This window comes from Microbulbifer variabilis, from assembly GCF_056232115.1.
This window is the reverse complement of sequence record NZ_CP174325.1, coordinates 3709067-3732848: the sequence shown is the minus strand read 5'-3', so window position 1 is coordinate 3732848 and position 23782 is coordinate 3709067. Positions and strand designations below refer to the sequence as shown.

General features: G+C 47.6%; 31 protein-coding genes. 3 read left to right on the top strand and 28 right to left on the bottom strand.

All coding sequences use genetic code 11. The annotated features are described in order from the left end of the window. Window positions 1–181: 181 nt before the first annotated feature. Window positions 182–640 carry a hypothetical protein gene (locus ACJJI7_RS16715; RefSeq protein WP_444901679.1) on the top strand — a complete coding sequence of 153 codons (459 nt, stop codon included), beginning with the start codon at window positions 182–184 and terminating at the stop codon, window positions 638–640. 30 nt (window positions 641–670) lie between these two features. Next, the gene (locus ACJJI7_RS16710; RefSeq protein ID WP_444901680.1) at window positions 671–1747 is read left to right on the top strand and encodes a hypothetical protein; all 1077 of its coding nucleotides are present in this window, start codon (window positions 671–673) and stop codon (window positions 1745–1747) included. A gap of 126 nt (window positions 1748–1873) precedes the next feature. Here the strand turns inward: ACJJI7_RS16710 and ACJJI7_RS16705 are convergent, their stop codons facing one another. The 28 genes from ACJJI7_RS16705 to ACJJI7_RS16570 form a co-directional block, all read right to left on the bottom strand. Further along, window positions 1874–2116, bottom strand: coding sequence for a hypothetical protein (locus ACJJI7_RS16705; protein ID WP_444901681.1), 243 nt, complete (start codon window positions 2114–2116; stop codon window positions 1874–1876). 170 nt (window positions 2117–2286) lie between these two features. Then, window positions 2287–2832 carry a carboxymuconolactone decarboxylase family protein gene (locus ACJJI7_RS16700; protein WP_444901682.1) on the bottom strand — a complete coding sequence of 182 codons (546 nt, stop codon included), beginning with the start codon at window positions 2830–2832 and terminating at the stop codon, window positions 2287–2289. 356 nt (window positions 2833–3188) lie between these two features. After that, complete coding sequence (locus tag ACJJI7_RS16695; protein WP_444901683.1) at window positions 3189–4148, bottom strand: hypothetical protein; 960 nt, start codon at window positions 4146–4148, stop codon at window positions 3189–3191. Beyond that, window positions 4124–4834, bottom strand: coding sequence for a hypothetical protein (locus tag ACJJI7_RS16690; protein ID WP_444901684.1), 711 nt, complete (start codon window positions 4832–4834; stop codon window positions 4124–4126). Before ACJJI7_RS16690 ends, ACJJI7_RS16695 begins: the two co-directional genes overlap by 25 nt. Continuing rightward, entirely contained in the window at window positions 4821–5378 is a 558-nt protein-coding gene (locus ACJJI7_RS16685) for a baseplate complex protein (RefSeq protein ID WP_444901685.1), read from the bottom strand. Before ACJJI7_RS16685 ends, ACJJI7_RS16690 begins: the two co-directional genes overlap by 14 nt. Beyond that, the gene (locus ACJJI7_RS16680) at window positions 5375–6280 is read right to left on the bottom strand and encodes a hypothetical protein (protein WP_444901686.1); all 906 of its coding nucleotides are present in this window, start codon (window positions 6278–6280) and stop codon (window positions 5375–5377) included. Before ACJJI7_RS16680 ends, ACJJI7_RS16685 begins: the two co-directional genes overlap by 4 nt. A gap of 6 nt (window positions 6281–6286) precedes the next feature. Beyond that, window positions 6287–6487: a hypothetical protein gene (locus tag ACJJI7_RS16675; RefSeq protein ID WP_444901687.1), complete on the bottom strand. Its 201-nt coding sequence runs from the start codon at window positions 6485–6487 to the stop codon at window positions 6287–6289. A 3-nt stretch (window positions 6488–6490) separates the two neighbouring features. Continuing rightward, entirely contained in the window at window positions 6491–7135 is a 645-nt protein-coding gene (locus tag ACJJI7_RS16670) for a hypothetical protein (RefSeq protein WP_444901688.1), read from the bottom strand. 8 nt (window positions 7136–7143) lie between these two features. Beyond that, window positions 7144–8922: a phage tail-collar fiber domain-containing protein gene (locus ACJJI7_RS16665; RefSeq protein ID WP_444901689.1), complete on the bottom strand. Its 1779-nt coding sequence runs from the start codon at window positions 8920–8922 to the stop codon at window positions 7144–7146. 9 nt (window positions 8923–8931) lie between these two features. Continuing rightward, on the bottom strand, window positions 8932–9456 hold the full coding sequence (locus ACJJI7_RS16660; protein WP_143732637.1) for a phage tail protein: 525 nt from the start codon (window positions 9454–9456) through the stop codon (window positions 8932–8934). Then, the gene (locus ACJJI7_RS16655) at window positions 9453–10622 is read right to left on the bottom strand and encodes a baseplate J/gp47 family protein (protein WP_444901690.1); all 1170 of its coding nucleotides are present in this window, start codon (window positions 10620–10622) and stop codon (window positions 9453–9455) included. Before ACJJI7_RS16655 ends, ACJJI7_RS16660 begins: the two co-directional genes overlap by 4 nt. Further along, the gene (locus ACJJI7_RS16650; protein WP_444901691.1) at window positions 10619–10942 is read right to left on the bottom strand and encodes a DUF2590 family protein; all 324 of its coding nucleotides are present in this window, start codon (window positions 10940–10942) and stop codon (window positions 10619–10621) included. The genes ACJJI7_RS16655 and ACJJI7_RS16650 overlap by 4 nt, the downstream gene beginning before the upstream one ends. Further along, the gene (locus ACJJI7_RS16645; RefSeq protein WP_444901692.1) at window positions 10942–12858 is read right to left on the bottom strand and encodes a phage tail tape measure protein; all 1917 of its coding nucleotides are present in this window, start codon (window positions 12856–12858) and stop codon (window positions 10942–10944) included. Before ACJJI7_RS16645 ends, ACJJI7_RS16650 begins: the two co-directional genes overlap by 1 nt. A 4-nt stretch (window positions 12859–12862) precedes the next feature. Further along, window positions 12863–13030 (bottom strand): DUF6890 family protein, encoded by a 168-nt coding sequence (locus ACJJI7_RS16640; RefSeq protein WP_444901693.1) that lies wholly within the window; start codon window positions 13028–13030, stop codon window positions 12863–12865. A gap of 14 nt (window positions 13031–13044) precedes the next feature. Then, a complete protein-coding gene (locus ACJJI7_RS16635; protein ID WP_444901694.1) occupies window positions 13045–13353 on the bottom strand; it encodes a putative phage tail assembly chaperone in 309 nt (102 codons plus the stop codon). A gap of 34 nt (window positions 13354–13387) precedes the next feature. Then, window positions 13388–13651 (bottom strand): hypothetical protein, encoded by a 264-nt coding sequence (locus ACJJI7_RS16630; protein ID WP_444901695.1) that lies wholly within the window; start codon window positions 13649–13651, stop codon window positions 13388–13390. Beyond that, window positions 13651–14133, bottom strand: a complete 483-nt coding sequence (locus ACJJI7_RS16625) for a hypothetical protein (protein ID WP_444901696.1) — start codon at window positions 14131–14133, stop codon at window positions 13651–13653. Before ACJJI7_RS16625 ends, ACJJI7_RS16630 begins: the two co-directional genes overlap by 1 nt. Beyond that, window positions 14130–14714, bottom strand: a complete 585-nt coding sequence (locus tag ACJJI7_RS16620) for a hypothetical protein (protein WP_444901697.1) — start codon at window positions 14712–14714, stop codon at window positions 14130–14132. Before ACJJI7_RS16620 ends, ACJJI7_RS16625 begins: the two co-directional genes overlap by 4 nt. A 5-nt stretch (window positions 14715–14719) precedes the next feature. Continuing rightward, window positions 14720–14929 (bottom strand): TraR/DksA C4-type zinc finger protein, encoded by a 210-nt coding sequence (locus ACJJI7_RS16615; RefSeq protein WP_444901698.1) that lies wholly within the window; start codon window positions 14927–14929, stop codon window positions 14720–14722. 9 nt (window positions 14930–14938) lie between these two features. After that, entirely contained in the window at window positions 14939–15385 is a 447-nt protein-coding gene (locus ACJJI7_RS16610) for a phage protein (protein ID WP_444901699.1), read from the bottom strand. 56 nt (window positions 15386–15441) lie between these two features. Beyond that, window positions 15442–16551: a DUF2586 domain-containing protein gene (locus ACJJI7_RS16605; protein WP_444901700.1), complete on the bottom strand. Its 1110-nt coding sequence runs from the start codon at window positions 16549–16551 to the stop codon at window positions 15442–15444. A gap of 8 nt (window positions 16552–16559) precedes the next feature. Beyond that, window positions 16560–17177: a phage virion morphogenesis family protein gene (locus ACJJI7_RS16600; RefSeq protein WP_444901701.1), complete on the bottom strand. Its 618-nt coding sequence runs from the start codon at window positions 17175–17177 to the stop codon at window positions 16560–16562. Between the two features lie 19 nt (window positions 17178–17196). Next, window positions 17197–17685, bottom strand: a complete 489-nt coding sequence (locus ACJJI7_RS16595) for a phage tail protein (protein WP_444901702.1) — start codon at window positions 17683–17685, stop codon at window positions 17197–17199. Between the two features lie 2 nt (window positions 17686–17687). Continuing rightward, entirely contained in the window at window positions 17688–18152 is a 465-nt protein-coding gene (locus ACJJI7_RS16590) for a head completion/stabilization protein (protein ID WP_444901703.1), read from the bottom strand. Window positions 18153–18156: 4 nt separating this feature from the next. Continuing rightward, entirely contained in the window at window positions 18157–18912 is a 756-nt protein-coding gene (locus ACJJI7_RS16585; protein WP_444901704.1) for a DNA-methyltransferase, read from the bottom strand. A 111-nt stretch (window positions 18913–19023) separates the two neighbouring features. Further along, entirely contained in the window at window positions 19024–19731 is a 708-nt protein-coding gene (gpM, locus tag ACJJI7_RS16580; RefSeq protein ID WP_444901705.1) for a phage terminase small subunit, read from the bottom strand. A 70-nt stretch (window positions 19732–19801) separates the two neighbouring features. Continuing rightward, complete coding sequence (locus ACJJI7_RS16575) at window positions 19802–20848, bottom strand: phage major capsid protein, P2 family (RefSeq protein WP_444901706.1); 1047 nt, start codon at window positions 20846–20848, stop codon at window positions 19802–19804. Window positions 20849–20897: 49 nt separating this feature from the next. Beyond that, complete coding sequence (locus ACJJI7_RS16570; RefSeq protein WP_444901707.1) at window positions 20898–21905, bottom strand: GPO family capsid scaffolding protein; 1008 nt, start codon at window positions 21903–21905, stop codon at window positions 20898–20900. 14 nt (window positions 21906–21919) lie between these two features. Here ACJJI7_RS16570 and ACJJI7_RS16565 point away from each other — a divergent pair, with 14 nt between their 5' ends. Next, entirely contained in the window at window positions 21920–23680 is a 1761-nt protein-coding gene (locus ACJJI7_RS16565; protein WP_444901708.1) for a terminase large subunit domain-containing protein, read from the top strand. Window positions 23681–23782 lie beyond the last annotated feature (102 nt).

Here is a 23782-nt window from a genome sequence, read left to right as displayed (position 1 = left end):
CAAATCTCTTCAAAGTGTGAAATTCAAAGTGGCTCTACAACCCGCGCAAGTTAACGGCAAAGCTCTTTTTTCGATTTCACTAACCAAAAGAGAGCCCCAAATCGGCAGGCGTGGGGAGGAGTGACCAGAGCCCCTTTTTACTGCACAATTATTGATCATCGAAAATCAGAGGGAGTTGGTTATGCGAATTTTTAAGGGGTTTTTAAAGACTGGAGCGTGTTTCATAGCTTTGACTGGCTGTCAGGAAGGTATGAAAGGAAGTGAAATCTACCCGACGGCAGATAACCTGATAGAAATTGAGCCTGATCGACTCAAAATTATTGAGGCTAGGAGTATTACGGGCGGGGTATTAATCATAGTTGGTGAATCTTCCAGTCGAAGGTGTGAGATAAAGGTTGCGGGTGTAACTCTTCAAGACGGGTTCTCAATAAGCTCGATTGAGGAAAGCAGTAGGATAAGGGCACAATGTAAATGGCAAGGGCATAAATATATACAAGTTGAAAAATATCTAACCCCGGTGGCTCTAAACATAAAAGAGGATGCAACAATAGACATTCAAGTGTTTTCCTTAGAATCCAAGCAATATCTCGCAATTACGGCTATAGATTTACAGCTACCCGCAACAACAAATAAATATTGAAAATATTTTTTTAATTTCATGGAGGACCTAGTGCGTATCATGTTTTCAAGAAAAACTAATACAAAAAATGAAGGTAAAGAAAACCCTACCAACAATAACTTTGGCAAACCCCCAACACCACTTAAAGATTATTTTTATTTTAAGTGGGCAGCATATATAGGCATTGCAGCAGCATTTGTAGTTACCGGTTTCATTACTAAGTCCATTTATGGGCAGTATGAATTTTGCGGATCATCGTTGTGCTGGAAAACTTTTTTTGACATCTACAGCCCCCCAATAAAAATTGCAACTGGAACATTATTGTTGCTAGGGTTGATAGGCCTGGTTTATCGAAGCACTCAAACAACAGAACAAATGATTCACTCCAATAAAATCTGGGATCATGAACTGAGACAAACGGCATTCTCTCGATATCTTGAACACAACAAAATGTTTATTGAACTTTTAAACCGCCTAGAAAAAGAATATAAAATTAGGTTTTTAAACAAGTCGGGACTATATGACGCATGGTTCCCAGACAGTAAAATTCACAATTTCAACATAAGCTTGGGGGATTCAGATAAGGGCCCCATAGGTGCATATAAAAAACTAAAGGAAGCATCAGAGGTGGCTCTTAGTCATGCCGAAAATTGCATTTTCGAAATGGAATCTGTCAACGCACAATATTCTTTGATTCAAAGAAGCCTAGCCAACTTAGGGGTTGATGCAAACTCTGAAGCAATCAACTTTATTGGGCTTATCGAAAACAAAGAAATCATTCAAAAAAAATTAGAAATAACATATGCAGTTCTAAACCCACTCCTAAAAATATCGGATAATAAAATAGAACTCAAAGAAATAGATCCGGACATGTTGAAAATATATAAAAGAGCTGAGTATGAATATAGAAATGCCTGCACAGCCAGGAACATTAAGGAAGATGACAAAATAGTTATTATATTTGGCAGCGCCTCCCCCCCTCAAGGCATCAAATTTGATTCTAAAAATTTCGATATAGAGATTCACCAAGTGTCGGAAACAGAACTAAAAAATGGGGCTACAAAAGAACTAAGGGCAAAGCTAGAAAACAACAAAGAAGGACAGCGCGACAATATGATCAGTGCTTGAAGATAGCTCCATATAAAAACTCCCTTAGATCAAATAAAATCTGGCGTCTTAGAACGATGCCAGATCTTCAGAGTGCCCATTCGAAACAACCTCACACAACCTTTAATTCATAATTTTCAATTATAATTAACAGTCCCTCTCCACCAGTACCCCGCCCCTTTCAATCGAGTATTCAGTAAACTTCCCCGTCACAATATCCAGAATTTGCAGCCAGGAATAAAACTCTGCTTTCTTGGATTTCGCTATGTCTTCCGCCAGTTCCTTTGCCGCCTCTTGAGTTGGCGCAGAGTCTCTATAGCTTTTCGCTCCACCATTCATTAGGTGGACTCTCTCAGCGAAAATTGCAAATCTGTTTACCTTATTTTTCATAACTTCTCTCCTTTTAAGTGTATAACCAGCTTAAGCCCGCACCGCGCTAAGCTGAGATTTCAAACTATCCACACTGCTAGAAGTGTTGAATGCAACGTTTTGATTAACATCAATGGAAAATCCAGAAACAGTAAATTCTTCAAACCCAAGCCGAACAATAAGACAATTACCTAATGTTTGTGCATTCTAGTAGGAGAGGAGATTCCCTTTAGAACTTGATCACTTTCAAAGGGCACGCCAGTAGAATCAGAGTATCTAGTCAGCATGTTAAACCAACTTAAAAGAAAAATGGCCCGGCATGCTATATCGTATGACCGATAATGCTTAACAAAGGCTTGCACAGATTCTTCAGTCATCTTCGCATCATTAGTAATTTCATCACATGCAATACAAAGAGTCTTCTGCCAAGAATCCAAAGCGCTTATATCTTCAGAAAGCACTATATCGACAATATTTTTTGGGAGAGCAGCCGTCTTTCGATGAAAATTAATTTCATACTGAGATTGATTATCTTTACATATTCTGTAAAGCATAATTTCTCGGTCATCATCCGGCAAATAGCCATCACTAAATAATGTCGACACAATAGAATAAATCTCAGTAGCCATCCCTGTTCTGGCCAGCATTAATGCTATATTGACTGGCGGCAACCCACTCAATAGTTTTTGGGTTTTCTTGTCAAAATCTTGCGACGACGCCAAAGGTATTCTACTCATGTGACTATCCCAATAAGACAAGCCTGAAAAATATTTGAGCACTGACCGGATCAATAAACGATAGCAATTTTAGTTTAGCTTCGCTTAGGATCAAAATAACAAACACAGCAAGGTAAATTGCAAATTGTCTGCTGGTTGCTTCTTTGTTTGTAGTCGACCGACCTCTTAACAGTAATGACTAACTGGTCTGGCAATTTTAAATACACTCAAACAAGGACTTAGTGACGACTAATAGTACACAAGAGCAAATAGAATTAAGTACACTGTAATTCGACAGATAATTATGTAAGATTATCTTGATATTACCGTATTCCATTTCCTGCAAAGCACACAAAATAAATTTGATTCAAATGGCATTAACCCACCACAGCACCAAGGCTAGCCTTCAATTCATCAACTTCCCCTTGCTGCCCCTTAATCACTGCCTCTTGATTCGGCTTTTGTCCATTACCAGGGTGCGAATGAGTCGCCAGGGTGGCGGCCAAGGCAGACACTACGCCTATTAAATCCTCTAGCACTTTGAGCACATTTAAAGATTCACTACCTAACCAAACCTTGCCGCCGTCTTTTACTTTGATGGTTTGGCGAACCTTGGCCACTGATTCGCGAATATTTCCGATCTGTTCTTTTAAATCTCGGCCCGCTGAAATATTAATATCACTGGCTGTTGTAATATTTAGATTGTCCAGCGCAGATAAGTTCAGGCCGCCAGCAGATAAGAAACGTAAAGCTCCAAGGGCTTCAATTATTTTTACGCCAGCTACCTCTTCTACGGAATGTTCCCGCACTTGTCGGTGTTCACTATCGCAGATCGCTTGGATTTCGGCGGCCTCGGTAATTCTGCGTAATGATTTCTCGCGTATATCGCCGTGGGTTTCCCTGCTCCATTCTGCGCTGGCGTCAACCTTTTGCCGCACCGAGTCGCTTTGCTGCCAAATTAAATCCTCACGGTCGAGCGCTGGAAGTCCTACCCCGTGCGATAACACCGTGCGAATAAATGGCTGGTTTGGTTGGCCATAGGCAAAAGCCAATTCAACCACTGTGCCCGGTTGCGGAAACCCAAAGGCGCCACGCTCATTGCCTGCATATTGCAGAGGTAGCGGTACACTACGGAAAATAGGCAGGCGCTCATCGGCTTTGCCTTCAGGGGTCAACACATGCACATCCACCCCATAACGTGGGCGGAATTCTTCCGCTAACTCTGACTTTTCCATGGGGTCACTGATTGCAACCACCTTAGCCAGTATCGGCAAATGTAATCCGCTTTTTATTTCTGGGTAGAGCCGACTGATTAAGCGCTTTGTTTGCTGTTCCATGGGTCCGCGCTCCAAGTTAAATTCATAAAGTTACCGGTGAGCTCTACTTTGGTTGCGTAGTGTCCATTTAATAAAACACCAGGGCGCAGCCGTGGAATACAGGCCACTTTTGCCCGGTTGGAAATACCAAAGTCTGTGGCAAACCCTGCTGGCAGCTCCAGGGCGCGGCCCGCCCAATAACTATCAGCCCAGCTACCCACAAAGACTTTACCGTCGCCCTGCTGCTGCCAGGTGTATTGCGGTATCCCGAAGGCTTGCCCTAGATGGTCCATAATCCAATAACCAGTACCCGCACTATAAAAAGCCGGTGCTTTATTATCGGTATAACTTCCTGTACCGGTTATGAACTGCAAACCGGTAATTGCAGACACAACACCCAACACCCCAGCCAGGGTTATATAGCGCTCTGCCAGTGGGACCAGTTGTGCAAGTGAGGCAGTAAATTCGCGACACATTAATTTTTTTCGGTCGTTATCTACTGTTGTGCAATTCGTTACATAGCCCATAAAAAAGCGCTGTAACTGGTTGGGCTTGTATCCCATATCCAATTGCACCAGCCCTTTTAATTGGGTGTTACTGCTCACGGTAAAAGCTGCGCGCCCAGGGGAAAATAAATCAAGGCGCACATCGTCATTGATGAGGGGCACCGCTTCGCCATTCACTGTTAGCCGTTTATGCAACTGCACCGGCGCTCTCCTCTTCATCCGGTGCTAATGCGTCATCAGCAAACTTCAATACTCTTTCAAAGCTGGTCAGGCTCTCGGCTTCTTCTTGATCTTCTACCCCTGTTGCGGCCACCTGTTCACCGTTGGCGCTCTGCTGTTGGGCAGTCTCGGTTTTCTGTCGCTGCTCGACCTTTTCGGGTATGGATAAATATTCCGAGAGGGTGAAATTCACCCGCCATGCGGTTTTTTCTGGGATCTTGCGCGCGTTTACAGACTCATTAAATTGAACTTGGCGAATATTCATAGCCCGTGCGGTTTCATCGACAATATCAAATACCGTGAGTTTTCCGTTTTCATCCACGGATTCCGCTTGCTGTATCAACTCGGATAAATCGTCGGGGTTATCCATATTGATAACCAGGGAGACAGTCAGCGTCTTTGGTTTAATACCGTTTTTGGCCCGGTCGCTGCTGCTGGTATTGCCGCCTAGTGATTCGGTTTCAATACGCAATACACCATTTACGGCTAGCTCAGTACCGCGCACTGTGAAATCGTTTAATCTCATAACCCGAACAACTCCTGCAGAATGGTTAGCTCACCAGGGGAACCGGTAAAGAGCATGGCCGCGCTAAAACCGTGGTCATGGTCAAAGGGGTGTGTGGCGCTAATCTGGCTGGCTATCTGCCGGGTTGTGCCGGAAGCAAACAGGCAATAGGTATTACCGGTCCCGGTAAACTGTGCGGCCAGGGTTTCCGTATTTGCCCGCACTGCGTCCAGGTATTGGCGCTTCTTATTCGCCAGGGCTTGCAGCTCCTGAACAGGGTTGGTGTTCTCCACCTCGTAACCGTGGGCGCTGGCAATCTCCGCCCCTATCGCTTGCGAAGCCCAACGGGCAGTCTGTAGTTGGGTAAGCCTGCGCGGCCTCCAGTGGCCGCCCAGGGGCGCGCCAGGGAGTACCGACTTTTCAGACTCCAGGCGTAACAGCTGTTCCGCGCGGTGCTCCGCCTCGCACAACTCAGAGAGCGGGAACAACTGACACACCGCTTTCAAGCGCTCGGCAAAGGCTGATAGCGTCTGTTCCGCAAAGAGCACGCACACGGCCTCCAGGGTGCCCCCAGGCTTGAAGCTGTCCCAGGCGTCCCCCAGCTTGGCTGCCAGTGCCTGCTGTGCATTGGGTGCCGATAGGTGCCGGCTGTAGCTTTCCCCCTGCCCTACGCCCTCTTGATAAGGGTGAACCACTAACGCGCGCAACTCAGCCCCGAATAGATCTACCAGGGTATTCTGTGTTGCCGCGCTACCGGTTGCGGTGCTGGCGGTTGGGTTAGTCGCGAAGCTGGGGGAAATCTCCCCCAGTCGTGACAGTGCCGTGTTGATTTCCCCTTTACCTTGCTCCAGGGCAGTGTTTATCGAGTCGCTAAGGCCCTTGGCGGTGGGGGGGAATTGTATTTGTGCGCTCTGCCAAGTCATCGGCTATCAGCCTTCCCAGGGAGTGGTGCGTTGGATACAGGCGACGCGAATACCAAATATATAAATATGCTGGCGACCGTTAACCACAAAGCCTTTATTGTCTGGCAATGGATTTATATGGTGCAAAATATTGATGGTCGCAAACGGCGTGAATATATGGCGCGGTTGAAAGTGCCAGCGGATAAATTCCCAGATTTTGTTAGACATGGTTTAAACCTCCAGTGTTTTTAATGATTGCAAAAATGGGCGAGCAATAGCCATAAAATCAGCATCCTCTTCCGCATCTCTGACTTTGGTTTTCGCTTTAATCCGAATATCGCGGATCTTATCGATAGCGCTATCCCAACTGCTGGCCGCTTTTAGAATCTGTTCTGCGGCTTCCTGTGGCTCCACGCCTTTAACTTCTGCGTGGGTCTGTACGACTGCCGGGACATCGCCTGTAAAATTGGCATCCTTGAAACGCTGTGCTTCAGTTCTTACCCGTGTGTATTCATCGGTAATGCCGAAGCCAATACGCACAAACTTAAGACGCGTTTTCCCCGCTGTGTTATCAATCACATCAAGGGCAAATTGCCGGCTCGCTATAAGGTCTTGCTGTTCCTGCTCTTTGGCATCAGCCTTGGCTTTTTCTTCCTGCCAACGATCAATCACTTTTTTAAATTGCCGAATAGATGTGATCTTTTTATGCGACCCATCGCGCATTTCAATTTCACCCGCAGGCTTTACCCCTTCATCACTCCACTGTAGCGCCCACATCGCATCATCGATGAGGCCCGCCAAATCGAAATTAAAGGCAAGGCCATCTATTACAACGGTATCGTCCCCGGCATCGCCATTAATGATGGTTAGTTTCATAAATCCCCCTAAGCGATTCGAATAATATGCGCGGCGGCGTAATAGCGCTGACGCACGTCAACAGAATGAGCGTGATTGCCAACGCTACCGACTGTTATGGTGTGTGCGTGGCTGCCATTATTTGAAGTTACGTAACTGTGCTTATGCGTCCCGCCTTTATTTACCGACACTGAATGATTGTGTGTGCCGTTACTGGCAACGCTTACCGTATGGGTATGCGCCCCTGTGTTATTACTGCTCGCCGAGTGATTGTGCGCGCCGCCGCTACCATTATTCGCGCCTGTTACCGTCGCGCCGTCGCGGTCACTGGGGTCATAATCCGGGCCAAACCAAGAGGATTCATTACCGGGATATTTCAGCATTGAAATACTATTAATGCTGTGCCCGTGGGCTGGGATACGCGAGGTTGCCAGGGTGTGATTTGCAACTGAAATTGTATGGGCGTGCGCCCCAGCGCTACCAGTTGAAGCACTGTGCGAGTGGCTGCCCGCATTGCCACTTGAGGCCGAGTGCGTATGGTAGCCGCCGTCCGCAGTGTCACCGTAATGCGTATGCGCACCCGTGGTACTTGAAGAGGCGGTGTGCGTATGGCCACCATTGACGGAACTTGTCTGCGTATCGGCGCCGCCCATATCGCCTATTGCATACTGAGCACCCGCACAAACGATTACACGGCTGATTGTATTTGGCCGCCCGTCTAGACCATCACAAAGCGCCCAACCATCGGGTATATCATCAAGTGTTCCATGCCAGAAAACCCCAACATTTTTTGGAACTAAATGGTCCAGGGCCGCCCACAACTGTTTCGGGGAAACATAAGTCGCATCGTCTGCACGCTCTAAAACCTGTGTTTGAGTTGCGCGTTTGACAATACCGTGCTCAGTGGTCGTTGCGAATTGTTGTTGAGAAACATAAGTATCCGTGCGGGTCATCAAATACTGAAGAAGCCCGTTCTCGGTAATATTGTGAAAAGTGCGCCTATCTGCTGCGCCTCCGGTTGCAGCAATAGCAGAAATCCTTTCCACATAATGTTGCACCCCGGCACTATCGACATAATCGTCTTTAATGCCTTCGTAAACCGTCACCACGGCATTAACTTTATCTACATCCTTTTGCAAAGAAACATCGATACAAATTGATTTTGGTAGAGCACTCGGGGCAGGAACTAGAATATCCTCAGTATTAACAATACGAATGCCTTCAACATAGCCAACACCGGGCAATATTTTGTAATTGCTATTGTCCGCAACCAATTTCCAACCACTTTCAAAGAAAGTAGCCCGTCCGTATATATCCCGGTTGCTGAGTCGTTCCCGCTCATCCATCGAGTTTAACCAGGCAGTAAAATCTATCTGCCAGGTCTCGGCGGGTACATTGATTCCTGTAGCCTGTTGCGCGTCGGCAAACTGTAAAAGGAAATTGCGGGTAATATTATTGCCCTGAGCACCATTTGCCGTGGCGGTTTTCAGTGTTCGCGGTAGATAGGCAACCGCTATAAGAGTTGAATCACTAGCCACCAGCCCCAACCAGTTAAAGTGGAAATCACCCACACTGGTATCCATAGCCAGCGAATAAACCACCTTATCCAGTGATAAATAGCCTTTTTGAGAAACTGCCGCCTCATGCACAATGTCATTAATTGCTGGCATTGCCTCAGCCAGATTAACCGTCTGCGTATGGTCCAAGCCGCTAATATCCGCAAGCACAAACCGGGTAATTTCTACCGGCTCACTGGCCCCGGTCTTGGCGGCAATGTAGGCCGCGCCTGTATTAATAATTGCTGGCATATTCTTTTCCTACAATGAAGCCTTTAAGAATCCGTTATCGTGCCCACAATCCGCCGTGCGCAATTGCACTTGTAGTGGTGTTAAAACTTCAAACTCATAGCGACGGCACAAGCGGCCATACTTGCGCAAAATGATTTGTAATAGTTCCGGGTTATCTGCCATTTGCTGGTCTGACAGATGCAACTTGATTACATCCCAATCCCTGTCCGGTAGGCGCTCTTCAATTTCCACGTATCCAATTAACAAACGTTCAAAGATCCGTTTAAGCCCAGCTACGCTGCCCGCGTCCTGTGCATTCACAAACGCATATTTCACCCGCAATCGATACAGCCGCATTGATTCACCATCAAACCGCGCTACCCCCTTTTGCCATGCCAGAAGATCTAAAACGCCCGGTATACAGGTTTCAGGGTCCAGCTGTCGTACTGGCCAATAAAGCCAGCCTTCCACCCTTTCCCAGAATCTCTGGGTGGCTCTTTCCAGTTTTGATAATTGCGGACCACCCAACCAAAAGGATAATTTTAATTTAATCATGCCACTGTCACCGTCAGGCTATTGATTCTTGGCAAATTCATCTGGCTAACGATGTAATCAAGATTGAAATCAACACCGCGCAGCAATTCAAATTGGTTGTGTAACTCTCCCCCCAGGAATGAGAAAGAAAAGCGGCTCCAGGGTTTAACCAGGGTGGGCTTGTAGTCTTGATTCTCACGGAATGCCGCGCGAATAAAGTGCTCTACATCCGCTTTTATATGATCCTTGGTATCCCCGCTGAGACCATCAATCGCGTATACCGTGACGGTTATGTCATGCTGAGATTCCGGCATGGGAAACACTTTTAAATCGTCGCCGTGCCCGTGGTTGCCTTCATCGGATATTTTTCGCTGTATGCTTTGAATAAAAGTGGCATCCGGGTTGCCTATCTCAAACATCACATAGGCGTCCGCAGTACCTGGGCCGCGTGGTGCATCGCTATTAAAAAATACATTTTCATCGTTCACCCCATCAAAGCCGGCGATTAATGACCGGTAAACCGCGTCTGTATGCCACTGGTTCACAGCCTGATACTGTGTGCGAATGCGCTTGCGTAACTCTTCTGGGTCTTCGTCATCAGTGCCGGGATGTGTTAGCCAGTTGGACAAATTAGTTACAGCAATAACACCAGGCAACAGCACCGGCAAAACAGAGTAATAGCCCGCTGCCAGGTTATAAGCACTGCCGGCCTCTTCCGCTTCAACTGGTGCCAGTACCGTTTCCAGACCGTCAGTAAAGGTAACTTTTGCTGTGGTACGTAGGGTATACACTCGCCCATTAATTACCGGGCTCTGTATCGCTGTATTCTGGACAACATCAAGAGAGCCGGAGCTATCAGCACGGGTGAACTGTACAAACCCCCGCGCCTTGCCCTTTTGCTTGGGCTCAAGGTTTACCCCATCGGCATGTAGTGCGAGAAATTCACCGCTTGCGGTCTTCACAAACATTTGTGGCATCACAGATTTAATTAGCGCTCGAATCAGCCATATAACCGGGGTGGTTATGAGTTCAGTCACCATACGCCACCAGGGCGATATATCCCGCTTATTCGTAAAAGCGACTTTTTCCTCATCAACGTCGCCTTCAAATATCGTGCGCACTTCCTCTTCAGTGGTTGGAACGCCACCCTCTTTCAGAAGATTTGTGAAAAGTTCTTGCTCGCTCATAGGGTGAACTCTATATGTTGATACTCGACAGTTTTCGCAAAAACTAAAACGGTTTCTTTGTCCAGCTGGGTTAGCTTTGCCGTTCCCGGTTGAATGCGCGTGTCACTCTCCACCAGATTTTCCAAACGCGAGAGATTCAAGGCCCATTTATCAGCCTGTCTTTCACCGACCAATTCCACTAATAAACCGCTTTCGCGGATCATGTGTTTAATATCCTGCGCAATCGATGCACGATCGCTAATACCTATGGGCACACCCACCGAGTCGAGTGCTATATCATTGTTAACAATCAACAGGTCTTGATATTTAGGTTCAGCCATTAGCCCGCCGCCATTTCCATTTCGTCAACAAAGCCATAACCACTAGCAGGGTTATAGACTTCCACTTTTTCTATAGTCATTCCGCCGCGTTGGTTGTTCTGGATATGCTGAGAGATTCCCCCAACAGGCACAGCGCTTGGCTGATACTGAGGCGTTAAAGCTTTGGGAATGCTGGTGCGTTCCCGCTCTACATTGGCTTCAATATTGATACCCGGTATCAGATTTAATTTTTCTACTACCCAATCCGCAGCACTGCCCAGCGCATCGAACAAATTCAATTTGCCCAACCAATTCTTAAGGCGAGTAAATAGCGCGGGGATCTTCATTACCTGTTTAAACAGGAAGCTAACGCTATCAACGGCCAGCAGAAACGGCGCCGCCAAAAAGCGCGTAATTGGATTACTTTCTATCGCTTTGCGAATAGATCCCCAGCGCTCAACAAATCCATTAATAAACCCAAGGGTTGCGGCCTTGACGGTATCCCAATGAATTACCAGCATTGCCAGCCCTGCAATCAAACCGACAACAGCAACTGCAATCCATGTAATAGGGTTGGCGTAAAGGGATAAACTAAATAATAGAGTTGCGATCCGTGCGGCCTTGAGCCCTTTGGTAAGCAGTCCGAAAGCACCGGTACATAGAGCTGTCGCTCCAGTCCAGGCCGTCTGCCACCCTATCAACCCAGCCATGGTTAATTGCACCACGCCACCCACGGCGGCGAATAACAATACCGTGCTGATAAGCCCAACAATAACGAGCGTGGTAATTCCTATAGCTTTAGTGAGGTGTGGGAACTTATAGGACCAGTCAACCAGGGTAGCGTTTCCCTGAGTGAAACTATCAATAAGTGGAGTAATAACAGGCAATAGAGAATTACCAATCACCGCGCGCACCGCTTTACTACTTTGGGTCCAGCGGTCGAAAGGGTCGGCAATCTCGGCGGCCATGCGCCGCGCCTTCTCCATACCCTTTACGTTGCCCAGGGCTTGAATATTATTGGCCAGCCCTTTTGTATCCAGCATCAGCTGTTGAATCAGGGATACCGCCTCTTTACGGCCAAATGCCTTCATTAACAACTGGCCCTGCTCTACCGAACCCAAACCGGAAAGCCTGCCCTCTAGCTTGCCGAGAATATCCAATATCGGCAGCATCCGTCCGTGGCTATCGGTAAACTGCAACCCCAGCTGGCCCTGTGCTTTGCCTACCCCCTGTAAAAACGCCTTGTATTTTGTGCCGGCCTCACTGCCGCTCATGGTGGACTGTAGTTGGCCCATAATGGCCATCTGTTCAGCCATTTGTATTTTGTGTGATTGCCCTTCTGCACCCAAGGCGGAATAGGCAGAAGCCATTTCGGCACCGTTGGTTTTAAACATCTGCACCGCTGTGGCTGTCTGTCCTGCGACTATCTCAACCCATTTGGCATTGCCCAGCTGTTTAGCATCATTCTGAAAAATGCCATACATGGTGCCCATATAATCCGTGATGGTGCCCACGTCTGCCTTGGTGCCTTGCGCAAGTACTGCGCTGGCCTCGGTAAACTTGGCTAGCTCGCCGCCTTCTAATCCTCCTATTGCGCTCTGAATATCATAAGAGGCCCGGATAAAATCAGCGGCACCGGTTCCATACTTAATAGAAGAAGAGATAGCCGTTCGCTGTAGTTTATCCAGGGCTTCCCCGTGTACATCCAGGCTGCGTACTTCGCCCATTGCGCGGTTAAGTTCGATGGAGGGACCGAGGAGCCCGGAAAGTGAGCGCTGTAAAGCCCAGCCGCCGGCAGCTGCACCACCGAGCATGGCGCCGCCTTTGGTGGCACGGGTGGAAAGCCGTTGCATTTGTGCATCGATCTTATTGATAGGGCCACTAGCCTTATCAATTAACCCAATACGAAACATCAGCTTTTCAAATTTAGTGCTCATTACGCTATTTCTTCCAGGCTTTGCCGATTCCGTTGATTACAGCCGCTTCAAAGTTTTTCCAGTAATCCCGCTCTAATAGATTTGCGGTCGCCAAGGTATCCTCTGTCAGTGGCTCCCCAGGAAGCCACTTGCGCGCATAGGCGCACAACTGGCTGTACCCGTTTTCCCCCATCGCAGCGGAAAGGGCTAGAGCTTTTTTACAGTAACTTTCAGATCTGGTGTGTAGGCATCAAAAATTGGAGTGCCAATAGCAATTTCGCTTCCGGGTTTAGCAGCCAGAATTTTTAGAAGTTCCGCTTCACTACTATCTTCCACGGTATCCACAAGGAAGTTGTGGAATGCGTTTACCTTATTACCCGGCCCCAGCGCATTTAACAGCGAGTTATAATCGCTACGTGTAACCTTGAAATTAAAATATTGCCCCTCAACACGAGTACTAAAGTCTTGTGTATTTTCACCATCAGCTTCTTGCGCTTTCTTAGTCTCTTTTGCCATCTTTACTTTCCTCAGTTTTGAGTTTATTAATTAACTAGCCCTTGATATTTAAGGCTGCTTTAAATCCAGCCCATAAAGTTGCAAACAGTCCAGAAAGAACAATCCCTAGAACTATTCGCTTAGTCCATACCCCCACTTGATCTGATGCGACCCGCTGCCGCCGTAAGTGTGCAAAATCCTTTTGCATCTCCAGAATGTTTTCCGTATCCACACCAAGCTTTTGCAATAGTTCGTCATTGGCTTCCTTTGCCGCCCGCTTCGCAATTGCTTCTGCTTCCTGCTCAGAGAGGTTTGCCACTATCTGCCCTCCGTGCGCGCCCTAAATGCTTCTGTAATCATTGGCATTACATTGCGCACAGCACGCTCACCAAAAAGAAAACCTAAAACTAAGAAGTTAATAACAATTAATGCGGTTTCCTGCTTCTCTGTTAGATCCCATTCACTAAACCAAAGCCAATCCAAATAGATTGTGGCGAAACCCCAGAATGGGCGCTGACAACCCCTTAGAAAAAGGACCACCGGACCTAACAGCGGTATCGATTTAAGGTCATTAGCGGAACCCTCCAAAATGCGCACCCTCTCTGTGTGCGCTTTTTCCGCTTCCAACGCGGCCGCGTCGGCTTCCCTAGCCCGTTGGAGTTCCATGCTTTCAAAATCCATACGTGCCTTGGAGCGTTCTGCCTCGCTCATACTCGGCGGGAAATATTTCTGAGCCACATCAAAAGCCAACTTCCCAATACCACCTGTAGCAACATCCACTAATTTTTTTAACAGCTTCATAGGTCCGCCTCATCCAATAGTGTGTAAGTGAAAGTGGTTCCCCACTGTTCCGCCGCCCGGTCACACAAGGCAATCAGCAGTGAAAAATCGAAAGGATTAGCCAGCACTTGGCAACCAGCACTCCATTTATCAACCCGCAGGCTTTCACGGGTTCCGCTGGCTCTATGGCAATTGATACCGAACAAGCCGTCATCGATAGGTGCATCCATATCGATAACCGAATCCCGGTTATTGTCTCGATACACTCGCGCCGGCTTACGTTGTACCAGGGCGCGATACTGGCCCCGGTGCAATCCCAGTTGCCATAGGCCCGGATACTGCCCAGGAACCAAAATGGCGGTGCCATCCGTGTTTATCGGGTTCTCTCTCCAAAAGGTGCCGGGGTCGGTGGTAGCCGGAAACACCAAGCAATGCGGTACGCCATCAAAACGCCAGGCAACGGCAAAGTGATCGTTGAAAGAATTGGATTGGTTGTCCGCTGTGCGAATACCAATCAAGTTCAAATTAAAATCACCTTCGTCAAAAAAGCGATAGCCTTTGCTGATCATTGCCGTTTGCAGTTTTCCGTAACGTATCCGCATTTCAATTACCGTCCTATTTTTTCAAAGAACCCCTGACACTCAACACACCGAGTTACACCGCCGAAGGCTTGCCGCTCTTTCGGTATAGGGCCGTCGCAATCCTCGCAGTTATCCAGGCTTGGCTTGTCGAAGTTGGTGCGGTTGCGCTGTGCGTCCAGCGAGCGCTTGCGCTCCTCCTCTTCAAGCTGTGATGCCCGGTCAAATTGGTCTGGCATAGTTGGCCCTTAGTTCAGCCGTTCAATTTCTTCGGCGCGCAGATACGGCACGCCATTAATATTTATAAATTCGCGATCCGTCACCTCAAAGCTAATCGTGTGCATCAAGCGTTCATTGCCCTGTGAGGCGTTGACCAAATCCGTCAGACTTAACTTGCAACCAAACGCCTCAAGATTAAGTTTTTCGTCTGTTGATTCAGCATTACAAACGATGTCAAAAGTAGGTAAATCCCGAAAGCTGCCAGCGGATTTTGCCGCTTTCACAATAATTTGAAATTGACCGGTATTTAGTTTTATTTCACCACTGGCGGATACATCGCCCTCAATATATCCGTCAGGAACTCCACGGGTTTTTGTGGTCGCTGTACCGTCTTCAATTGAAAGAGAAAACTCTTCGATATTGACTCGATAGCTCCCTATCATTACGTCAACATCACGCCCAGATAATTTGGACATAAGTAAATACCCCCTAATATTTAATGATTAGTGTTTGTGAATTTGAGAATTAAAAATTACCCGGCGTTTGTCAGGTCGAGCGCAATATTCGCTTCAATCTCTTTCGGTGAGTTGTAAGGCGTAACCCGTAAATAGACCTGCACTTTATTTCGCGTCGGCCATACAATTTCTATATCGCCATCCTTTGGCTGTTTGATTTCGCCGGGGAATACCGTTGAGCCGATTTGCGTGCTGCGCGACATCTCTCGCAGTGGGCGGGAAAAGTAAGTTTTATTTGAGGCAATAGAAGCCGGGGTACTGTTCAGCTGACGATTACCAATGCGCGCGATTGCCAATACCCGGATCGCTCGCGCCGCTTTATCCACGACACGCAGGTTTTCAATTACCTGATAGTCCCCGCCCTCAGCGTCCAGTAAGTTACAGTCTCCCCAGTAAGTGCCGGGATAATCTGTATAGGTCTGGGGTACGGATAGCCTCAGCGCATCCAGGCTGGCAAGCATGGCATTGTCTAGGGGGATGGAGTCCTTATCATTCGGAACCGATCCCAGCGACAGCACCGGCCCGGTGGCAACACGCATAGGGGTATCGGCAATACTGACCGCTCGATTGCACAGACGCCCCGCCAACACGCCCAGGTTATTGCCATGCAACAGGGGGACCGGTGACACGCGGTAGGCACTCACCGGCTCCACAATGGCCGCCTGTGCTGCTAGGTAGTCACTCCACGTTTGGCTGGTGTCATCGATGCCGGGGGTAGCCACAAGTATTGCCACACGGCGCCCCATGCTGGTTCTGATGCTCTCCGCCTTGGCAAAGGCCACATCCAGGTCGTTAGCGGCCAAAGCTGGGGTACAGACCCCCACAAGCTCAGGGGAGACGCTCTGCATGGCCGTATCTAGGCCCACCTTCCAATCGTCGGATACATCCAGGGGAAAGGCCCAGGCTTGCCAGTTCTCCCCGCCGTTTGCCTGTGCGGCGGCCACCTGTGTTTTCAGTTGCGATTCATTGGCCCCTAACATCTGGTCCAGGTCGCTTTGAGAGTTCAGCGCTACCACACTTCCCTTACTGGTATCGCCCACACCCAGGAAAAGCGCCTTGCGTTCAATTTCGTCAAAGCTACCCTGTCCCAAATTCAAGTTATTGACTGTTACCTTGCCCAGTGCCATTTGGCCCCCTATGCGCCTTTAACGCGTCCGCTTGTTTCATCAAATATTTTGCTGGCCAGTTCGGAGACTTCCCGTTCTGTAACCCCTAAAAAATTACGTTCTGGTAACTCAATGACCCAACGGTTTAATCGTGGGTCATTGCGCAGCGTTCTTAATATCAATCCCGCTTGCCCAAGGCTGAGGTTTTCCGTAATCCATCGCATGGTGGGTTTCTTTTTTCGTCCACCGGGCAAGCGCACTTTGTAGCCTTCTTTCTTCAGTGCCCGCGCCTGATACCGTGTCGCTGGTGCGCCGTAGTCCGGCTGGCCATAAACCTTTTCTGCTTTCTGGCTGGTCCACTCTTCCGGCTCGCCGTACTGGTGCTGGTGCGCAATCTCGGCGGTTTTACCATCGGCAAAGAAAACTTCACCACCTAACTCAACGCCCTTAGACCGCATCTTTTTACTAAGGCCGCGCAACATTTTTTTACGGCTCTTTTTTTTGCGCTTCTCCCAGGCTTTACCATCCAACCCTTTCTGCTCGCGCAACCGCTTGCGGCTGTAGGTTCGAACCTTGCGGGCCAGGATTGCCCCCACGCGCCGTTGCTTTGCTGGTGGCATCTTCAGCAGCTGTAATTGCTGCCGCACTTTTAAATGTCCGCTTAGATCAATTTGCATTGGGGTACGGGGCGTCTGTTGGTAAGTCTTTGTTGTCCCCTACTGCTACTTGGCTTGGTTCATCAATCGGCACAACGGCCACCGCCCAGCTTTCCCCCAAGTAATTAATGGGTCCGTTGTCATCCGGAACTAAATCAACGCTCTCAAAAAATGGAATCGAAATTTCAATATCTACGGATTTTTTATCAACTGGCGTGACTTCGATTGTCGGTTCAGCAACCCTGTCGTGGTGGCGTTCGCTGTCGTGCTCCATAAGCCAGGTAGTGACTAAGGCGAATACAAAAGCCGAATCTCCAACAAATCCTTCAATGATTATTTCCGCCGTATATTCAACACGGCTTACGCGAATACCATTCCCAAGATCTTTACTACATGCCTCCACCTTTACGTCATCCATAAAGGATTCAATCTTTGCATCAGCTACCAAGTCTGCTGAACGTAAGTGGGAAAAAATGGCTTGTAGTTTTCTGCCGGACATCGCTAGATCAACTCCACAGTGATATTGGTTTCAATGCCGCGCAGTTTACGTATCGCCTTGTCAGACTGTGCGCGGTACATCTGCTCTGTTTCCAAACTTTCCGCCGCTTTGTTTTCTCCAATCTCGCGCCGGGTAATAGTCGCTGATTGTCGAAAAGCCATCGCCGTTGCTTGTGCAAATACGGCGCGCTGGTACTGAATAATTAATCGGCTCTTTCCGCCTATCTTCTGCGCCGGTACAGCTTCCAGGGTTGCATGTCCCGCTGCCTGCCATGCCGCTTGCTCATCGATCAAGCTGTCATTGACATCAAGAATTGACAGCCGCAAAAGGTGCTCTGTCTTCTCCTGCATTATGTCCGCCGGAACACCGTACATTTTTTGGAAATCACCCAATGTAATGTCTGGGAAAAAACCGTTGTTTTCTATAACGGCTTCCAAGTAGGTGTTAGGTCTTCCGGTAAAGCTCATAAAACTATCCCCTTCTGATCGAATCCCTATAGGCTGCCCGCAATCGTTTTTTGGCAACCTCAAAATATTCTTCACTTGCTTCAATACCGATAAAGGGAAGCCCAGCATTAATTGCAGCAACACCCGTGGAACCGCTACCCATAAACGGGTCTATTACAATCTCACCAGGGGGGACCACTTGAACCAGGTGATCCATTACCGCTACGGGCTTACCCGTCATGTGTAGCTTTTCTTTAGGGTTCACCCGCTCACGTAAAGCACCCTTTAGGTACACCGGGTTTCTATCCCCTATACATTTACCTTTAAAACCCCACACAACATATTCAGCCTGACAACGAAATTTTCCCCTTGCCGGTCTTGTCGATTCGGTTTTATCCCACGGGACAATACCGTTAAAAGAGAACCCCCCGGCCTGTACATAATCTGTAGTCATCGGCAGTTGGCGCCAGTCAGTAAAAACACAAATGGGTGAACCTGTTTTTACAATCCGGTAACACTGGCTAACCCACAAAGAGGCCCAAAAGCCAAAGCTGCGTTGATCTCGGTTCTCTCCAAAAAATTCTGGGTGTTTTCTCTTAGTGTCACCCTGATACTTTTGACTTGGCGCTTGTGCTTTGGTTAGTGAAGAAGCCCCGGAACTTGCATAGGGGGGATCTGTAATCACAGCACCGATACTGTTTCCTTTCAGTTTCTCCAGAACTTCCAGGGAGTCACCGTGAAAGAGAGTCACATTACCAACCGCAAAACGCTTTATGCCCATTTGACCAAGTACCTTTACTGCTGATCATTATTTAAAAACGCGGCGCCAAGTGGTTTGCTTGAACGCTCAGGGCGACAGGCGCCCCACTGGCCCGCGCGGGTGGTGGAACTTTTACGAATTGTTTTCTAGTTTTTTATAGAGAACCTGAAGCCGGGTTTTTACACCCGCTTTACCAGGGTTAGATTCTTCTGCGACTTCGAACCATGACACGGCGGTTTTAATTTCACCCGCACGCTCCGCAAACAGGCCGGCCACCTTGTATAGTTTGCTGAGTACAATGTTGTTGATTACTGGCCACGCCTCAGTTTTTACCAGCTGCACAACCTCATCGAGATAAGGGGAAGCACTGCCGTTTTGTTTGAATTGCTCTAAGGCCCAATCATGGAACCCTTCAGCCATAAAAGTTTGCAAGTCAGCAGACTTGAAGAAGCTTGGTAATTTTTGCTGCTGCTCAACTGCAAACTTGGCGAGATTTAAAGCCGTTTCAATTTGCTCAACATCCAAGGCCCAGATAGTGCAGTACACCAGGGGCCAATTCTGGTAGTGCTCGCCTTTCTCGCGGTATTGTTCGACCAACGGCAGATACTTAGGCAACAATTGACGCTTCAGCTCAATCTTTTCTTTAATGTCGGCACGCTCTTTTAAAAGCTCAAGATCCCGATCAAGAGATATTTGGACCAGATCGCGCGAGCTATCATCTTCAGCAGCTTCAACCAAAATTTCAGGCTCAACCGTGCCTTGCTCCAAATCTTCCTGAATCTTTTCTGCTTTCACTTTGGCTTTACACTTGGCCTGATGTTGCAAAGTAATAAACGGCATTTTTCTAACCTGTTATATTTTTGAACTTTAAAAAGCCCCCGGCCCGTAGGCCGAGGGAAACACCGCTGGCCTATGACCAGCCGCCACTGCCGTCAGGAAGTTGTACATTGGCAAATTCTAGGCCCGCTGTTTTTTCTTCATCTTCCAGCACATAGCCTTCGTTTACAGAGTTGTAGTCCTCAACGCGCTTCCGCTTGGGAGCATTTGCCACTTCACGTCTCCAGCTATCTGACTGGAAATAAATGGAGAGATTATCCAGGCTGGTAATAAAAATACCTCGTGCCGGAAAGAAGGGGATATCAGTTCTAATATGCAGACCGGCATAGACTTTAGTAACCACCTCTTTTTCTATCCGCTCCTTCTCACTCGGCGTTGACCCCATCGCTCTATAAAGCGCAGCCTTTTCTTCAGCGATCAGTTCCTCACCAACAATCGCAACCAAATCTTTACCACTCCTGTGAAGGGGGTGAATCATTTGTAATACTGCGTGAATTGCTGAATCCAGGTTTACAAAATCGCCACCAGCGCCAATGCGGATTTTATTTGCTTGCTGGGTTCCTGTTGAACCGTCAAACCAATGACTACCACCGTCGTAATCTCGACATAATTGAAGCCAGCCTTTATTAAGATCCTCACCATTTGGGTAGCTGGCCTTGTTGGTCTTGACTGCTGCGTGCGTTCCTAACCAACCAGTACGAATACGCGCAAGTGCGATTGCCTTGCGCAACCATTCCCCGTAACGTTTAGAAAAATCTGGAAACTTTGCCCAAGAATCAATCGTCACCCAGCGCAGGTGGGTATCAAATTCTGTAGGGAATAGCTCATAGCTTTTGCTACCAAGTGAAAGAACTTCACTCGTTTGACGATCTTCATTTTCAGTATCGGTACGCTTACCAACCAACCCAGTAACCGAACCCAGAACCTTTTCACCTTTGATTTCGTCAACAGGTAAAACATTAATTTCTTGAAGGAATTCATGGCTTTCGACAATTGCGTCCGATAGTTCCTGGGCTACTGTAGGTTGAACGCTAAATTCATTAGATACACTGGCTACGCCATAGGTTGTAGCCATGGCAGTCAACATTGCCGCAAATAACTTACTTGTTTTAAGTTTCATATTTTTTCTGTCCGGTAATTAGTTGTAAGGGTTAGATTCAGCGGTATCGTTAAAGAACCCGCTCTTGAGTGTCGCCACCCGTACTTTCGGGGGGTTGCGTACCGGGTGCTTCCCGTTCCAATGCTTCTGAGAACTGCGTTTTCAATTCATCCAGCTGCTGCTTCACCTGATTAAATTCACTACGCGGCACGGTTTCCGATTCGTCATCATCGGATTCTGTTTCTTTGTTGCCCGGCGGCTTTAAGTTCAAACTGGAAAAAGCGTTTTCGACTTCACTTTTAATAGAACTCTTCAACTCGCCCATTTGCTCTTCACTTAATGGCATGTCTTCACCGTCCTGTAATTGATGGGTATTTGGTTTTTGTTCGGCTTGCCTACTGAAAATACGTTTAAAGATGCTGTTATCCTCTTCCAAGGATTCTGCAACATTGATTTGATCACCTGAAAATACAGTTACCTTTTCCTCCTCTCCATTTTGCTTGGAAAAGAGAAGTTCCGAAGCACCACAGCTTGCTGGCTGATCTGTTACGCCAAGACCACTAAGAAAGAATTTCCCTGTTCCGCGGTAATTATCTCCAAGCTCTATGGAAGGATGCGTATAGTCGCCATGGCGATTTGCGCTAATTAAGAAGTCATTTGGAGCAAGAATCCCATAGAGCTGTATCTCACCCTTAAGTTCAGCTTCTTTTGCTGGCTCGACCTTCAGGGCTAGAACTTTTCCACCATTAACGTAACGGCGATGATCTGGCCAAATTCTGGCTGTGTGAATTTTGGCGTTATAGGTTTCTGCCATATCTTCCAGCCATTGCTTCTCTATCGTGCGACCATCTTCAGCCCCATGCACAACCGATCCACTGGTAGCCAAAACAACCCATCCTGTTTTTAGGTTTCTTGCCATTGTCTGCCCGGTATAAAAGTTTGAGTATTTTTTACTTTGCGGACTCTGCCGCTCTGAGGACTCCAAATTTAAAGAGGTTGGAAAGGGCAAACAATCAGATAAATTCCTACAAATTCCTATTTCTGAGATATAGGAATTTTCAGGAATAGAACTACGCAAAAAAAAGACTTTCCTTGCGTAAACTGCGCGGCATGGCTACTTACTCAGACGAAATCAAACAAGCCGCTAAAATTATGTGGTTGCGCAGATTGAGCGCACGAGAAATAGCGGACCAGTTAAACCTGAATAATTCGCGGGTCGTTTATCAATGGGCGGAAAAGGGTCAATGGGATGAAATGCTTCAGCATGAGACTGTGGAGCAAGCAACGTCCCGCCGCCTTATTGTCCTGATTGAAAAGCCCAATAAAACTAATGAAGATTTCAAGGAGATAGAGCGCCTCAGCAACCTGCTAGATAAACTCGCCGGTATTGACATAAAGAAAGCGCGCGCAGCCAAAGAGAAAGCCGCAGCCTCACGAGGGGAGCGCGGAGACGTAAAAGACAAAAAGAAAAAGACAAGAAACGATATTAGCGGGATAACCGCAGAACAACTTGAGGAAATCCGTAAGGAGTTGTTCTATGAATATCAGCACCGCTGGCACGAAAACAAGGATCAACGAACCCGATTTATTCTTAAGTCACGCCAGATCGGGGCTACCTACTACTTTGCCTGGGAAGCCTTGGAGGACGCAATTCTATCGGGTGACAACCAGGTGTTTCTATCTGCCAGCCGCAACCAAGCAGAGATTTTTAAAGCCTACATCATAAAATTTGCCCGTGAATATTTCGATCTTGAACTGAAAGGCTCAGACTTTATTGAACTGTCTAATGGGGCTGAACTTCGCTTTGTATCTACTAATGGTCGAACGGCTATGGGATACCACGGCCACCTTTATGTAGATGAAGTGTTTTGGGTTCCAGACTTTGAGAACCTCAATAAATTAGCTAGCGGCATGGCTGCACATAAGAAATGGCGTAAAACCTATTTCTCTACACCATCTGTAAAAAGCCATGGCGCCTACCCCATGTGGAGTGGTGAGCGCTACAACGACCGACGAAAAAATAAAGTTAAGTTTGATCTAAGTCATGAGTCTTTGAAGCATGGACAATTAGGTCAAGACAAGATTTGGCGAAATATTGTTACTGTAGAAGATGCCGCAAAACAAGGTTGTGACCTTTTCGATATTGATGAACTTCGCGATGAGTATAGCGAGGCAGAATTCAACAATCTCTTTATGTGTGCCTTTATGGAGGCGGGGCTATCCGTCTTCAATCTTGGTGATCTACTTAATTGTGCCGTTGATTCCAATGTTACTTGGGTTGACTTCAAATCAAAGCAGGTCCGCCCGTATGGTAATCATCCCGTTTGGATTGGCTACGATCCATCGCGCAGTGGCGATGGCGCGGCTGTAATTGTAGTTGCGCCCCCGCTGAAACCCGGTGGCAAATTCCGGGTTCTGGAAAAAATTGTTATGCGCAATCGCGCTTGGCAATGGCAGGCAGAGCGAATCAAAGAGCTTACTGAAAAATACAATGTTAATTTTATCGGGGTTGACTGTACTGGGCCTGGGCATGGTGTTTATGAAATGGTTCAGGGTTTCTTCCCCGGCGTTACCCCCATTACTTACGGTATCAGCACGAAAACCAATCTAGTTCTAAAAGCTCAAGATGTTATCGAATCTGGCCGGGTTGAGTGGGACGCAGAGCACACCGATTTACCACAAGCGTTTATGCAGATTCACCAAACCACCACCGGTAACGATCAAATCACTTATGCAGCCAACCGCACCAGCAGCACCGGACACGCGGACGTGGCCTGGGCACTAATGCACGCCCTCAGCAACGAACCCCTAAACCGTCAACGACAAACAACAACCGTGGCCTTTGCCAGCTAATGAGAACAGACTATGGGACGTAGAAACAAAAGATTCAAAGCAAAAGCCGCTAAGCAGACTTTAAAAGCAGAAATCAGGAATGATAATAACCCTCTGTTATTC